Raw genomic sequence first — 15,043 nt, forward strand, 5'->3', positions numbered from 1 at the left:
AATAATACGCCTTAAATTTATTTAATGTTATTGGTGAGCTAACAACAGTTGCTGACATTGAGAAAAAATGCGTCGTGGATGCTGTAATGCATCTTGAATAGAAACTTCTAGACAGCGGTGTTTTGTAAAACGGTCACTCTGCTCGACATTAATATCGGCCGCAAGGATAACAATATCAGCACGCTCAACATCCTGGTCGGTGAGGCGATTTTCTACTCCCATTGCTCCTTGGGTTTCGACTTTTATTGTGATCCCGAGTTTTTTCGCTGTCTCAGTGAGCTTGTCGGCTGCCATGTAGGTATGTGCAATCCCTGTTGGACATGCGGTAATCGCGACAACTCTCATATGTCTCTCCTGCTGTTAGATAATGTAATGCTAGGGCAATGGCATCAATATAAGCAGTTAATAGAGAGCAAGATAGAAGAGAAACGACGCTTTTATAGGACATTTGTAACCGTAATAACCAACCGTGATAAGGATCTCATTGCATTTTAGGTGCATATTCACAGTAATGATTAGCATTTTTGTGCGCTGGCTATTTAAGGAAGCACAGTGTTTTGATGATTACCGGATTATTTTGTAGGAGTTTATGGAGCAATTATTATTGGTCGTGTTTATAAATAGTGAAAAAAGGTGATCGAATAGCAGAGTGGTTGTCGTTAGGTTGAAAGAAAAAGGCAGCATGAGCGGGGGACTGCATGCTGCTAAAGGTCATTGTTCTGGAAGATAATGACAATATTTTATATATATAAACGCTAGGTAATTATTACTTAAATTTAAAATATAAATACTGGATAAATATCACTTTCATAGCATTATGTTATCTAAATGTTTTTTATGTGAGATTACGCAGTCTTTATTAAAATCACAAATATCAACTTTTAAGATATATAAATTCAGAGTTGATATTTATTATTTAAATAAAAACAGTAAATTGTGATATTGAGCCAAAATATTGCTATATAACAATGAGAGCCCACTCACAGCTATTAGGTGCTGTTACAAATATACAGTGAATGCGTAAATTATCCTATATCACCATAATTCTTTATTTTTAATAATGCGTGTTAATAATCCAGTGAAATGACTATGAATAAATAAGACTAATAGTCGTTTTATTTAATCTTATTAATCCAATTGTTTTAATAATATCGGCCTTACTCAGTAAGAGTATGGTGCAATTAAAAAATAGGGATAGGAAACCATGTTTAAACTGTCAATCGTCGCAACCGCTATTGCATTTTCTGTTGGTCTTGTTGGCTGTAATAATGATAATTCAACTCAATCATTAACAGATAAAAATGACAATTTGCCAGCATTAGCGGTGCTTAATTATGTTGATCCTTTGATTGGCACTGATGGTTTAGGTAATGTTAATCCTAGCCCTGTCACGCCTGAAGGTATGATCCAGCCAAGCCCCGATAATTGGAATCCAACTAATTGGGATGGCAAAGGATCCCCATCTGATTATCATCATTATTTAAACCAATTATCGGGCTTTAGTACCACTCATATTTCAGGTGCAGGTAAAGGGGATCTTAATGATTTTGCTTTCTTGCCTTATACCGGTTTTCACTCAACTGCTGTTACGATGGATAAGCAAACTGAAATATCAAAAGTTGGTTATTACGCGGTTGATCTTATTGAAACAAAAGTTAAAGCTGAATTAACAGCAACGGATCGAGTTGCTTTTCAGCGCTATAGTTTTCCAGCGGGTGCCGATCGTAAAGTAAAGATCGATTTACAGCATGAACTTCTAGAACAATACGGTAATCACTCTCGCAGTATTTATTATAAAAAAGTGGCAGATAATGCTATCGCGGGAGCACGTACCAGTAATGAATGGGGTCAGTGGCAAACGGTATATTTTTATGCTGAGTTTTCAGAACCGTTTAGTGGTCACATGGCGTATGTTGAAGGTAAACAAACGGCAGCCACAGAAGTTGGATTAGCTGATTATCAAGGGTATGGCGATAAACGTGATCGAGTGCGTGATGTGGTGACCCATCTTAACTTTGGGGAAGGTGAGTCACCAATTACCGTTAAGATTGCTATTTCTGGCACTGGTATTGATGGTGCTATGGCTAACCTACAGGCTGACGATAACGGCTATGATTTTGATGATGTTGTGGCTGATAACCAACAACAATGGGCGAAAATATTAAATAAATTTACTATTAAAGGCGGAACCCAAGCCGATAAGACCATGTTCTATACTTCGCTTTACCGTACTTATGTCGCGCCGTTTGTGTATCAAGACGTTGATGGTAAATACCGTGGTATGGATGGCAAAGTCCATCAAGCTGATGCCGATTTTACTAACTATTCAGTGTATTCTATGTGGGATACATTCCGCGCAGCTCATCCACTTAAAACCATTATTGATAAAGAACGTGCAATTGAATACGCCCATGATTTGATGAATAAATTTAAAACCGGTGGTGTATTACCTAAGTGGGAATTGCATTCTGATTACACCGGTGAAATGGTCGGTTACCCAGCCGTTTCTGTGATTGCTGATGTAATGGTGAAATACCCTGATGCTTTTACTCAACAAGATTTTGAATTAGCACTAAAAGCTGCGGATGTGTCAGCTAACTTTGATTTAACTATTACGCAAGATTGGGTGCCTTATAAAGATGCGTGGAATGGTGATAAACGTTTTACGGTCATGACCCGTCATGGTGAATATGCTGAGCAACACGGGTATGTGCCAGCGGATGCTAAGAAAAAGCCTCAAGATGGTGGTATCGCCCAAGATAAATACGATGAATTGGTTAATGAATCGGTGTCATACGGATTAGAAAATGCTTACTACGATTGGTGTATTGCCCAAATCGCTAAGTTAGCGGGAGATGATGCTCAATATCAACGTTACATGGCACGTTCACAAGCTTATAAGCCTTACTTTGATCTCAATAAGGCTGAATATGCTAAATACGGTGCAACTGGATTTATGCGCCCTAAAAATCATGATGGTTCATGGGTAAATAACTATCCATCATGTGCCATTGACGGTCAAGGGGATCCTATTTCACCACTGCCATCTAACTGTGATATTAATGATGCGACATCATTTGATATTTTTTGGCCTTATCGTGCTGAACACCGTGGTCAAGATTTTACTGAGGGTAATACATGGCAATGGACATGGTTTGCACCGCATGACATTGCTGGTTTAAAACAAACTATGGGTGGTGAGGTTGGTTTCTTACAAAATTTAGATGCGTTATTTACTGCAAATGATAAAGCTGACACTTCTCAGGGTGATATGACGGGTTATATTGGTCAGTTCATCATGGGTAATGAACCCGATCACCATGTACCATATCTGTATAACTGGACGGCAGAGCCTTGGAAGACACAAGAATATGTCGATCAGGCAATGAAAGAATTTTTCCATCCAACCAAAGCGGGTTTAATTGGTAACGAAGATGTAGGTCAAATGTCAGCTTGGTACATTATGGGTGCATTAGGTTTCTATCAAGTTAATCCTGGCGCACCGATTTATACTATTGGACGACCACTGTTTGATGAAGTGAAATTTGATATTGATGGCGGTCAATTTACGATAACGGCTGAAAATAATAGTCCTGATAATATCTATGTTGAATCAGTCACTATTAATGGAAAGCCATTGGGTAATCATTATACCTTTGCCCATAGTGAAATTATGGCTGGTGGCGAATTACACTTTGTGATGACCAATAAAAAGCCAACAATTAAATAATTTAATATTAGTTATATTTGAAGCAGACAAAGTTGATTAGATTTGTCTGCCTCTCAATACTGTTCGTTTCTTTATATCATTCATTGTTTAATCATCATTGATAGTTACGCGTCAATATTAATTAAACGGTGGGTTTAAATTACATTGTTTTATTTATTAAATACTGCCTATTACAACATGGTCGTTAATGGGTTTTTTATTAATAACTATTAATAGCAGCATTAAAAATAATATATAAATTAGAAAAGGATTTGAAATGAAATTCAAACGTACCCTACTTTCAATGGCCGTTATTGCTGCTACATTGGGTTTAACTGCTTGTGATGACGACACGCATAATATTGATGTTAATGTTACTGTCCCTGATGGTGATGGCACTCTTCCTCCTGTTGACGAAGGGGATAAGCCCGTTTGTCCACCGACTGGGGACGGTGATTGTGATGATAAACCAAGTACAGAAAACCCAGTTATTGATATGGGGGTTCATATTCCGGTTGATTTGTCGGGCATGGATGTCACCCGCTACGTTAATCCATTTATAGGTACTGGTAATTTAGGTAATACTTACCCAGGTGCAACAACGCCCAATGGCATGGTGCAATTGTCACCAAATAATGGCTCTAATGGTTGGGAATATATTTCTGGTTATTATTATCATGATGCTCGCACTAGTGGTTTCTCTCATACTCACTTATCTGGCGCTGGTGCGGGAGATTTAAATGACATTTTGGTAATGCCAATTAACTCCCGTTCAGATTTTATGATCAATGAAGGTTCTGCAACCCTCAATTTAGAAGCATCCCATTTTAAGCACAAAGATGAGCAAGCGACTGCAGGTTATTACAAGGTTGAGCTGCTTGACTATGACATTACCGCTGAACTGACAGCGTCTGATCGTGTTGGTGTGCATCGTTATACGTTCCCACGCGATACGAAATCTGAAATTATCGTTAATACCGGATTTAAGCTTAACTGGGATTACACTTCTGATTCTTTTATTCGTTGGGATAAAGAAAATAACCGTTTGATTGGTCATCGCTTATCTGATGGTTGGGCGGCATCTCAGAAAGAATATTTTGTGATGGAGTTTGATCAACCGATCAAAAATGTCCGTTTTGCTTATTATGACAAAGAGACCAAACAATACGTTAATGCGCCAGCTGACTTTACTGAAATAGGGTCAATTAAAGGCTCTCAAACCTATGACGCGGTTAATGATCGTGATGTGTTTGGTAAATATCAATATGCTCGCGCTTATGTTGAATTTGATACTGAAAAACAAGGGTTAGCCGTTGAAGCAAAATTGGCGTTATCAAGTACTGCAATTGGTAATGACGGTACAAATAATCAGCCATTGAGCGGTGCATTTTTAAATATGACCGAGGTTGAAGGAAAAGACTTTGATGATGTACGTTTAGATGCCACCAATGAGTGGGAAGCGTTACTGGGTAAAGTAAAAGTTGAAGGTGATGAAGCCTATAAGCAAACCTTCTATACCGCGATGTACCATGCTTTTTTAGGCCAAACAACCCACTCAGATATTGATGGTAAATATTATCGTGCTTTCCAAGGTCGTAATGCTTATCCAAATGGTCGTCCATCTTGGGGTCAAGAAGCACCATTAGTGGATGATGTTCGTTTAGCCGATGCTAACAATGATGGTAAGGCTGACTTTACTCGTTATGATACTTTCTCTCTGTGGGATACATACCGAAATGTACAACCGCTAGCGTCTATCTTTACTCCTAATGCATTAGCGGATGTCGTATTGTCAATGCTGTCCTATGCAGAAGAAGAATTTACACCTCTTGATGCGGCAGGTCATGCAGGGGAATCTCGTAAAGGTCGCTTACCTGAGTGGACATTTAAAGGAAACGAAACTGGCATGATGATGGGGATGCACTCAACCCCGGTTATTTATGATGTACTTGCTAAAGGCATCCTTGATGCGCGAATGACAGAACTTGGTTTTAGTCAGGCAGATCAAAATGATATTAAAGCGCGCTTAATTACCGCCATGGTAACAGATGCGCGTGCAGCAACTAGCCAAGGTGTGTCATGGATTGGTGAATACGAAAAAAATGGATGGGTGCCAGCGCAGCTTCATGATACAGAAACGGATTCTTATGGTAAGCACTCACCTTTTAAAGATTCATGGACAGCGTCATATTCACTTGAATATTCAATGAATGATTGGATGATTGCAAAATCGATTGCCTTGGTGTTTGGCGAAAATGATCCACGTTATACAGAATTTGCTAATCGCTCAAATAACTGGCAAGCACAGTTTGATTTTGGCGGGGAAGCACATACGCCATGGAAAGGCTGGTTTAAGGCGCGTGATAATAATGGTCAATTTATTGATAAAAACTGGACTGATCCTGTAACAGGTGGAAATGCTGGTAAAGATTGGCGTCCTGACATGTTTAACTGGGCATTCTCTGAATCAAATGGCTGGCAATACTTCTTTAGTGTGCAGCATGATATTCATGGTTTAAAAGATCTGATGACTCAAGCGGATCGTAAGTTTAACTCTGAAGCAAAAGAAGGCGAATTATTTGCGGCGCGTTTAGATGAATACTGGTCAACATATCCAGACCGTAATGCGGGTGATAACCAGTTCCCTGTTTTTAATACCGGTAACGTAGGTCAACATGTACAGGGTAATGAACCAGATCTACATGTATCTTACTTGTATAATTACGTCGGCCAACCATGGAAAACACAAGCAGCCATTGCTGCATCAACCAATGTTTGTTACGACAATACTGCTGATGGTATTTGTGGTAATGATGACTTTGGTACGCTTTCTTCATGGTTTGTGTTCCGTGCGCTAGGTTTCTATCCAGTGAATGCGGGCAGTATTTATGAAATTGGTACCCCGATGTTTGAAACTGCCTCCATTGATGTCGGTAACGGACAGTCGTTTAATGTCATCGCAAAGAACGTAAGTCGCGAAAATATCTTTATTCAAAACGCAACGTTTAATGGTAAGACGTTTAATCGTACCTATCTGACTCATGATGAGATTATGTACGGTGGTGACCTAGTATTTACTATGGGTGATACACCAAATAAACAGTGGGGTGCTGCCGCTGACTCTACACCACCAGATACTGGAATTGGTGAGTTCTTACACGAGAAATCACTACCTGTTGGTGCTCGATAAAGAGTTATGCTTTTTTGATATAAAAATTATTTATAGTTATTGTTCTTCAAATCCTACGGTTAACTACCGTGGGATTTTTTATTCCTCTTTTTAATATTCAAATCATAATCAATATCAAAAATTGTATTGATTATGAAGTCATTTATAGAATCAGTGTTTGTTATTTTAAGATTTATTTTAAATTGAAATAAAGCGTAATATTCATGATATATCCATATATAAATAAAAAATAAAGCTATTAAAAATATTTGATAGATTATGTATTGTTAATAAGTATTTTTGATGGCAAGTAATTTATTGTCATTAGTAAGTATTGAGCTCAATGCATTTAATATCATTATTTTCAAGGCGCTTAGAATATAAATGGCAATTGGAGATATTATGCCTATTTCTCGTCGTAACTTTCTAAAATCAGCTATCGCCACGGCTATTGCAGCAAATGGTTTAACACTATTCCCCGCTAATTTTGCATTTGCTGATGATACAATTTTAATTCCTAGTGCAAGCCACTGGGGACCTTTCTATGGTGTAGTAAAAGACGGTAAATTAGTCGGTATTCAACCTCGTAAAGAAATTGATCCACTGCCAACTGAAATGTTATTAGAAGGTTTATTAAGCCGAACTTATAATAAAACACGTATTCAATATCCAATGGTACGTAAATCATATTTAGAAAATTTAGGTGGTGACACTAAACCTGAATTACGCGGTAAAGAACCGTTTGTTAGAGTAAGTTGGGATACAGCATTACAATTAACAGCAAGTGCTATTTTGCATACCATTGAAAACAAAGGTAACCAAGGTATTTTTGACTCATCTTATGATGGCTGGTCAAATACAGGCTTATTACGCCCACCTGTTGTTCAAGGTCGTTTCTTTAATTTAATTGGCGGCTGTAGTACTACTATTGGTGACTATTCTGCAGGTGCTTCAACCGTTATTTTGCCGCATATTGTCGGTGATATGGAAGTATATTCACCTCAAACAGCTTGGCCTGTTATTGAAGAAAATACTGAAGTATTTGTGTTAGTGGGAAGTGATCCTTGGAAAACAAACAGGGTTGAATTCCGTGTTGCTGATCATCAAATGCAAAGTCATTGGCTTAAGTGGAAACAAAAAGGGATTAAGTTTATTTCCATTAACCCTAAACGGACCACGACCGATCATAATTTAGACAGTGAATGGGTATCAATTATTCCAGGTACTGACACTGCATTATTTAATGCAATGGCTTTCCATTTACAAGATCAAAAACTAGCTGATCTTGAATATTTGAAAAAATATACTGTAGGTTATGAACAATATCTTGATTACTTATTAGGTAAACAAGATGGCGTAGCTAAAACGCCTGAATGGGCAGCTAAAATTACCGGTATTCCTGCTGATGAAATTAAAAAGCTAGCAGTATTATTTAAATCTAAAAAAACCCAAATTGCAGCGGGTTGGGCGGTTCAACGAGCTGATCACGGTGAGATGATCCACTGGTCGATCATTAACTTTGCGGCTATGGCCGGTAAAATTGGCAAACCAGGTGAAGGCTTTGGTTTTAGCTGGCACTATGGTAACGGTGGTATGCCACAATCAGGTGCATCATTACCTGTAACATTAGGCCAAGGCTTTAACCCCGTCTCTGCAGGTTGTCCGGTTGTTCTGCAATCTGAAATGTTACGTAATCCTGGTAAGTCATTTACTTATAATGGTCAAACGTTAAAGTTCCCTGATATATCAATGGTCTATAACTCAGGTAATAATCTGTTCTCACATCAACAAAACCTTAATGCTTTAATTAAAGCAATGAATGATAAAGTTGAGACTTACGTTTGTCAGGATACATGGTGGTGTGCGTCAGCTCGATTTGCCGATATTGTTTTACCCGCAACAAGTGCGTTAGAGCGGGTTGATATTACTTCTGGCGGCACATATAGCAATAATAAAGTTTATGCTATGCAGCAAGTGATTGAACCTTATGGCGAAAGTTTAGATGATTATGAGATTTTCCGTCGTTTAGCAAAAATTTTCCACGTAGAAGATAAATATACTACGGGTAAAGATATGATGACGCTGCTTAAAACCGCTTATGAGTCATCAACGGCTGCGAAAATTAAACCGTTTGATGAATTCTGGAAAGATGGCGTTACTGTTATGCCAACCCCAGAAAAAGCAGATTACTGGCAACGTCATGGTGCATTCTATGATGATCCAGAGAAACACCCATTACATACGCCATCAGGTAAAATCGAACTATACAGTGAATCTATCGCTAAAATGAAGTTGGATGACTGCCCACCTGTACCGACTTATATGCAACCGTTTGAGTTTTTAGGTAATGCTAAAGAAGGACAATTGCATATTTTGAGCCCACACCCTTGGATGCGTTTACACTCACAAATGGCAAACGCAGATACCAATAGTTATGAGTGTGTTGATGGACGTCAGTACTTATTGATTAACGATCAAGATGCGCATGCTCAAGGCATTAAAGACGGTGATTTGGTTGAGTTACACAATGATCGTGGTGCATTACTGTGTGGCGCTAAATTATCAAAAGAAGTTCGTCGTGGCGTAGCATGTCTACATGAAGGCGCATGGATGCAACTTGATAAATTAGGCCGTTGTAATAGTGGTCAGATTAATATTATTACATCGGATCAATCATGTGGCGGATTAAGCCAAGGTACAAGTGCGAATACTTGTTTAGCATACTATAAAAAATGTACCGATCCATGTTCACCAAACAAAGCGTACGAACCACCAATGATCGAACAACCAACAGGGCCTAATGATGGTTCTATTTTACCTATGGTTGATTTGAATATTGATGGTCGTATTGCATTACTTCATAAAGCAAATTCTGGAAAAAAAGCGCCGAAGATCAGTCGTGGTCAAGAAATTTTCTATGCAAGTTGTACTATGTGTCATGCGGCACCGAATCCATCAGCACATACTCGTGCACAGTGGGAAGGGATCACGCAAAGTATGTTCCCTCGTGCGGGTTTAAACGCAGCTGATCGTAAACTTGTTTTAGAATATTTAGATAAACACGCGGCAAAAGCGTAATTAATTTAGATTAGATATTGATTTTATATGATTAAAATCCGAACAACTCAATGGAGTGTTCGGATTTTTTTTATAAAAAAATGCAGATTATGAGGCCAATACCACAAAATAAAACAACCGATATTGTTAAGCCTTATGATTCATAATAAATTTGTTTGGCTACGAAAATCTTGTGCCTCGCTAAGTTAATCCTGAACAATTAGCTTGCGAGGCAGTCCTTTGGTTTGATTCTACTCCTCACCTATCTACTCAAAATAATGCGTTTATTAACCTTCCCCCTCTATTTTTCTTTATGTCAATTAAACTTAAAATATCAGAACTATCTTATTGAATTAAATAATTTTAACCTTTGAGGTGACTCATGATTTAGCGACATTATTACGTATTTTTTGTGGTGTGTTCGTTATGAAATATTCGCTGGTGGATGATGTTACTCTCACTATGAATACTAACGATACTAATAGGCCGCAGTACTCAAATATGTAAAATTATGCGACTAAAATGAGTTAAATAAATATATCTATTGCGAATATATATGTTTTTTAAGGATAAAAAGTGTAACAAAATTTGACAACTGTTATTAAATGATTATTATTCTCATTCTCTTTTACCGAAAGGTAACATCAAATGATGCTTAATTGACTGAGGTGATTTTTGATTAATAACAATAAACTTGCTCTGGGGTTGTTATGTCTGGCAACAGCAAGTGGCACTATAAATGCGGCAACCATTTATAAAACAGATGATTCAAAACTAAATATTGGTGGTCGAATTGAAGCGCGATCTGAAAATGCAGATCATGATATTAACGACTTAAGTCGAGCGAGAGTTAAGATTTCGGGTGAGACGAAACTAACTAACACTATTAGTGGTATTGGTGTTTTCGAACAGGAATTTAAAGCTGAATCAGAAAAAACACGTCATCTATATGCTGGTATTAAAGCGGTATTAGATAACGGTTATGCAACCCTTGTGTATGGTAAGACAGACGGTGCGATGAGCATTGTTACTGATATTACGGATATTCAAGCATTTTATGGAGCGATTGCTGCAGATAAATTTAAAGTTGGTAAGCGTATCGCCAACAGTATTGCTACTACTTATACCAACGACTTCGGAACCACTTTAAGCGCAAACTATGCCGGAGCAGAAGGTAAATCAAAGGGGGATTTTGATCGTGGTTTCTCTGTCGCGGGTTCTCAAACAATCGGTGATACAGGATTTATAACCGCAATAGGTTTTGCTAAACAAACTAAAGTTCAACAGCAATCAAAACAACAATTTGATATTGGTTTAGGTTATCAACTTAATAAATTATACCTTGGTACTTTGTATACTAAACAGAAAGTTAAGGGTAAAGCAGGTAACGGCTATGATGTTGTCGCTGCGTATAAATTCAACCCAATATACACTGCGACTATCGGGTTTGGTGAATTGAACTTTGATAATGCGGATGACACTCGTGCGGCTAATGTCGATATTACCGCGCGATGGAATAGCCAGTTCAGGACCTATGCCGCCATTAATGTAGACACTATTAATAATGATGTGCAGGAAATGATTGGTATTCGTTACGACTTCTAATTTATCAAAAGGCTTTACTATGAAAATTCGCTTAAAAACATTGACTATTGCTCTTGGCGCGATAGCTTCTTTTTCTGCATTTGCTGCAGATTATCCAATGACTGTCACCGATATTACTGGTCGCTCGATCACGTTAGATCATCAACCTGAACATATTGCATTAGGCACGGCTCGTAACTTTCCATTATTAGAAATCGTATACGGCAAAAATGCGGGTAAGCATTTAGTTGCGATGCGTGATGATATGAAAAATTCAGCCCCCAGCATGTATGATCTTTACCTTAAACGTTACCCTTCATTAGCAAAGGCACATACCATTGGCAAGATCAGTAAAGGTCAGTTTGATGCTGAAGCTTTTATTAATATGAAACCCAAGCCTGATGTACTTATTATTGGCTTAGACAGTGCAAAAAAAGCCCAGTCTACAGGATTGATAAATAAGTTGGATGCAGCCGGTATTCAGGTGATTACTGCTGATTTCCGTGAAAAAACCATTGCCAATACTTTAAAGTCAGTGACGACGGTTGCAACCGCATTAGGCCAGCAGCAACGAGGTCAAGCATTCTCTGATTATTACCTTAAACACTTAAATCATATTAAGGATGTCATTACACAACATCCTGAAATTAAATCCAAAAATGTCTTTCTTGAGACAGCTGCAGGCTATACCTTTGAATCTTGCTGTGATACCTATTCTGGCGGCAATATGAGTGATTTTATTACTCTGTTAAAAGCTGAAAATATTGCAACAGAGCCATTAAAAGGGGCGCATAAAGGAGTAATGTCACCCGAAACCATTATTACAGCTAACACTGATGTATATATTATGCAGTCAGCTGGGTGGATTGATAAGAAAACAGGTAAAGCGACTCATGGTATTCCATTAGGCTATGCAATGAACTCTCAAGCAATAAAGGATCAAACCACGCAGCTAATGTCTCGAGATTGGTTAAAAGCAACTAAAGCATTCCAAACTAAGAATGTTTACGCTGTGTATAAACCTTTTTATAACTCACCTTATAATCTTGTTGCACTTGAATATTTTGCTAAATGGATTCGTCCTGAGTTATTTAAAGATCTAAATCCGGAACATACTTTTGAAGAAATGAATAAGCAGCTTGGTGATCATGATGTGAAAGGTATTTTTGGTATCAGTAATTTTAAAATAATGGCGCAATAGTTTATGTTTAATTAGATAAAATATTGAGTATTGATAGTAGATTACTTCAATCCCTCTGATAATAAAATTAGTGTAATTTTTTATTAAGTAAATATTAGTTAATATTCTTATGTTGTTATTCATTTGTATAATTAGAGTGAATGCTTATTAGGTTTAATAGTTTATAATAAAAATATTTACGGATAAGTATTATTTATTAATCTTAAATAGCCCCTATACTAGGGGCTTTAAAATTAACTCTATGATTTGCTAATTGATTTTAAGTACATGATTAAAACCATACCAAAACCTAATAACTGCCATAAATACTGACCATCAGATGCGCCAGCAATAGTTTGACTAAAGAGTAAAATACTTGTTACAAATAGTGATGTAGTAGCTGCTCGTTTTGTGAAGTTATGTGTTTTGTCATATAAAAATTCACCATTAATAATAGCAATTATAATCATAACTACTGGTAAACATTGAAGAAAAATGATGATTGGAAATAAAATATCATATGCAGGAGTAAACAGTGCGTGTGCTACCTCTGATTTATTCCAGCTTCCTGTTATATATGATTCCCACCCAGCCCATGAGTCGCCTTTATTAGCCTCTGTTGGGTTGAATGCTGCAATGGTTACACCAAAAAACTTATCAATAAATCCATTTTTAAACCAAAAGGCGAAAAGAAAAATTTGAATAGGAATTATTTGGAAGTTTAATTTTTTTAAAATATTCATTGTGTAAATGTCCTTATAAAATACAAAACATAGCTATATTGAACCAGGTATTTATAATTTTGAGATTGTTTTTCTACCTTTCTTTATTATATATATAACAATGCTACAATTTATTTGTAAGTGTTGGTATGGTTATTTGTTTTCTATTAATTAAATATTTGATTTCAATTTTGTTAATAATTATGGTCGGCCTGTTTGAAATGAAATGTTTAAATAGATATTATGTTTAAATAAAAAGTAATACATATGATATTTGTATGCTTCTGATTGGTGTTATTTTTTGTGTATGTGAGGGGAAATATATTTCTAATTTATAAAGGATAACAATATGCAGGTATTAGCTAGGAAAATTAATAATATAAAAAGACCACTAATCATAAATCAGTAGTCTTTTGTTTGTTAAAGTCTGTAATTATTGATAGTCAGAATAATTACATCCGTGCTTTAAATATATTAACGATTTCTTCTAGGCTAGCTTTACGTGGGTTAGTTAAAGAACATGCATCGTTTAGGGCGTTTTGCGCCATAAATGCGAGCTTATCTTCTGTAACACCAAGATCTGCTAAACGTTGTTTAGTACCAACTGCTGCTGATAAACCATCAATTGCTTCAAGGGCTGCGTTAACCGCTTGCTCTTGTGTCATCGTTGCCGTATCAATCCCCATTGCTTTGGCGATATCAACAAAACGCTCAGGTACTTGTTTGGCATTAAAGCGTGACACTTCAGCAAGTAGAATAGCGTTACATAGGCCGTGTGACAGGTCGTAAACACCACCTAATTGGTGCGCCATTGAGTGCACGTAACCGAGAGAAGCATTTGAGAATGCCATTCCCGCTAAGTATTCACCGTACTGCATTGCATCACGTGCTTCACGGTCTTGACCGTTATTCACTACTGCTTCTAAGTTGTTAACAATTAACTCAATCGCTTTGATTGCTGATGCATCAGTGATTGGCGTCGCTGCTGTTGAAACATACGCTTCAACTGCGTGAGTTAATGCGTCCATACCTGTCGTTGCAGTGAGGAACTTAGGCATTGCTACCATTAGCTCTGAATCGTTAACTGCGATGATAGGGGTGAAGTGTTTATCAACTACAGGATATTTAGTTTCATCTTCTTGGTTAGTGATGATCGCAAATACTGTCATTTCTGATGCCGTACCCGCTGTTGTATTCACTGTTACCAATGGCAGTTGTGGTTTTTTCGATAAGTGAACACCTTTAGAGTAATCACGAATATGACCCCCGTTAGCTGCAACTAGCGCAATACCTTTTGCTGTATCGTGTGATGAACCACCACCAAATGAAATCACGAAGTCTGCTTTGCTTTCAGCCAATAGGGCAAGACCATCTTCGATATTTTTCTCTGTTGGATTAGGCTGCACACCATCATAGATAACGTAATCAAGGTTATGTGCTGTTAGCTCATCTGTTAGCTTACTAACCAGACCCACTTCAACTAACACACTATCAGTAACGATAAGTGCTTTTTTCAATTCTTTTGACGCTAATTCAGCACCTAGAGATTGAATTGCATTAGGACCCATTAAGGTGACAGGTGGCATGTAAAATACATTGCTCATAGTAAAGCTCCGATAATT

The 15,043-nt window shown here is 37.4% G+C and carries 8 protein-coding genes; 5 read left to right on the top strand and 3 right to left on the bottom strand.

Annotated elements, in window-relative coordinates; all coding sequences use genetic code 11:
• Window positions 1–27: 27 nt before the first annotated feature.
• On the bottom strand, window positions 28–345 hold the full coding sequence (locus VXS03_RS04525; protein WP_065193308.1) for a PTS fructose transporter subunit IIB: 318 nt from the start codon (window positions 343–345) through the stop codon (window positions 28–30).
• Window positions 346–1,204: 859 nt separating this feature from the next.
• Between VXS03_RS04525 and VXS03_RS04530 the strand changes: the two genes are divergently transcribed.
• From VXS03_RS04530 to VXS03_RS04550, 5 genes are all read left to right on the top strand, one after another.
• Window positions 1,205–3,730 (top strand): GH92 family glycosyl hydrolase, encoded by a 2,526-nt coding sequence (locus tag VXS03_RS04530; protein WP_327762225.1) that lies wholly within the window; start codon window positions 1,205–1,207, stop codon window positions 3,728–3,730.
• Between the two features lie 256 nt (window positions 3,731–3,986).
• Entirely contained in the window at window positions 3,987–6,899 is a 2,913-nt protein-coding gene (locus VXS03_RS04535) for a GH92 family glycosyl hydrolase (protein ID WP_327762226.1), read from the top strand.
• Between the two features lie 381 nt (window positions 6,900–7,280).
• Window positions 7,281–9,956: a molybdopterin-dependent oxidoreductase gene (locus tag VXS03_RS04540; protein WP_327762227.1), complete on the top strand. Its 2,676-nt coding sequence runs from the start codon at window positions 7,281–7,283 to the stop codon at window positions 9,954–9,956.
• Between the two features lie 654 nt (window positions 9,957–10,610).
• Window positions 10,611–11,540 (top strand): porin, encoded by a 930-nt coding sequence (locus tag VXS03_RS04545; RefSeq protein WP_327762228.1) that lies wholly within the window; start codon window positions 10,611–10,613, stop codon window positions 11,538–11,540.
• 19 nt (window positions 11,541–11,559) lie between these two features.
• The gene (locus VXS03_RS04550) at window positions 11,560–12,720 is read left to right on the top strand and encodes an ABC transporter substrate-binding protein (RefSeq protein WP_327762230.1); all 1,161 of its coding nucleotides are present in this window, start codon (window positions 11,560–11,562) and stop codon (window positions 12,718–12,720) included.
• Window positions 12,721–12,959: 239 nt separating this feature from the next.
• Here the strand turns inward: VXS03_RS04550 and VXS03_RS04555 are convergent, their stop codons facing one another.
• Window positions 12,960–13,436 (bottom strand): hypothetical protein, encoded by a 477-nt coding sequence (locus VXS03_RS04555; RefSeq protein WP_327762484.1) that lies wholly within the window; start codon window positions 13,434–13,436, stop codon window positions 12,960–12,962.
• 437 nt (window positions 13,437–13,873) lie between these two features.
• Window positions 13,874–15,025: an iron-containing alcohol dehydrogenase gene (locus tag VXS03_RS04560; protein WP_327762231.1), complete on the bottom strand. Its 1,152-nt coding sequence runs from the start codon at window positions 15,023–15,025 to the stop codon at window positions 13,874–13,876.
• Between the last annotated feature and the right edge of the window lie 18 nt (window positions 15,026–15,043).

Origin of the sequence: Photobacterium sp. S4TG1 (assembly GCF_036040035.1) — a bacterium.
Taxonomy (GTDB): Bacteria; Pseudomonadota; Gammaproteobacteria; order Enterobacterales; family Vibrionaceae; genus Photobacterium.

Coding starts and splice junctions, on each gene's coding strand:
- VXS03_RS04540 (WP_327762227.1), top strand. CDS start 7,281: ATGCCTATTTCTCGTCGTAACTTTCTAAAATCAGCTATCGCCACGGCT.
- VXS03_RS04525 (WP_065193308.1), bottom strand. CDS start 345: ATGAGAGTTGTCGCGATTACCGCATGTCCAACAGGGATTGCACATACC.
- VXS03_RS04530 (WP_327762225.1), top strand. CDS start 1,205: ATGTTTAAACTGTCAATCGTCGCAACCGCTATTGCATTTTCTGTTGGT.
- VXS03_RS04560 (WP_327762231.1), bottom strand. CDS start 15,025: ATGAGCAATGTATTTTACATGCCACCTGTCACCTTAATGGGTCCTAAT.
- VXS03_RS04535 (WP_327762226.1), top strand. CDS start 3,987: ATGAAATTCAAACGTACCCTACTTTCAATGGCCGTTATTGCTGCTACA.
- VXS03_RS04550 (WP_327762230.1), top strand. CDS start 11,560: ATGAAAATTCGCTTAAAAACATTGACTATTGCTCTTGGCGCGATAGCT.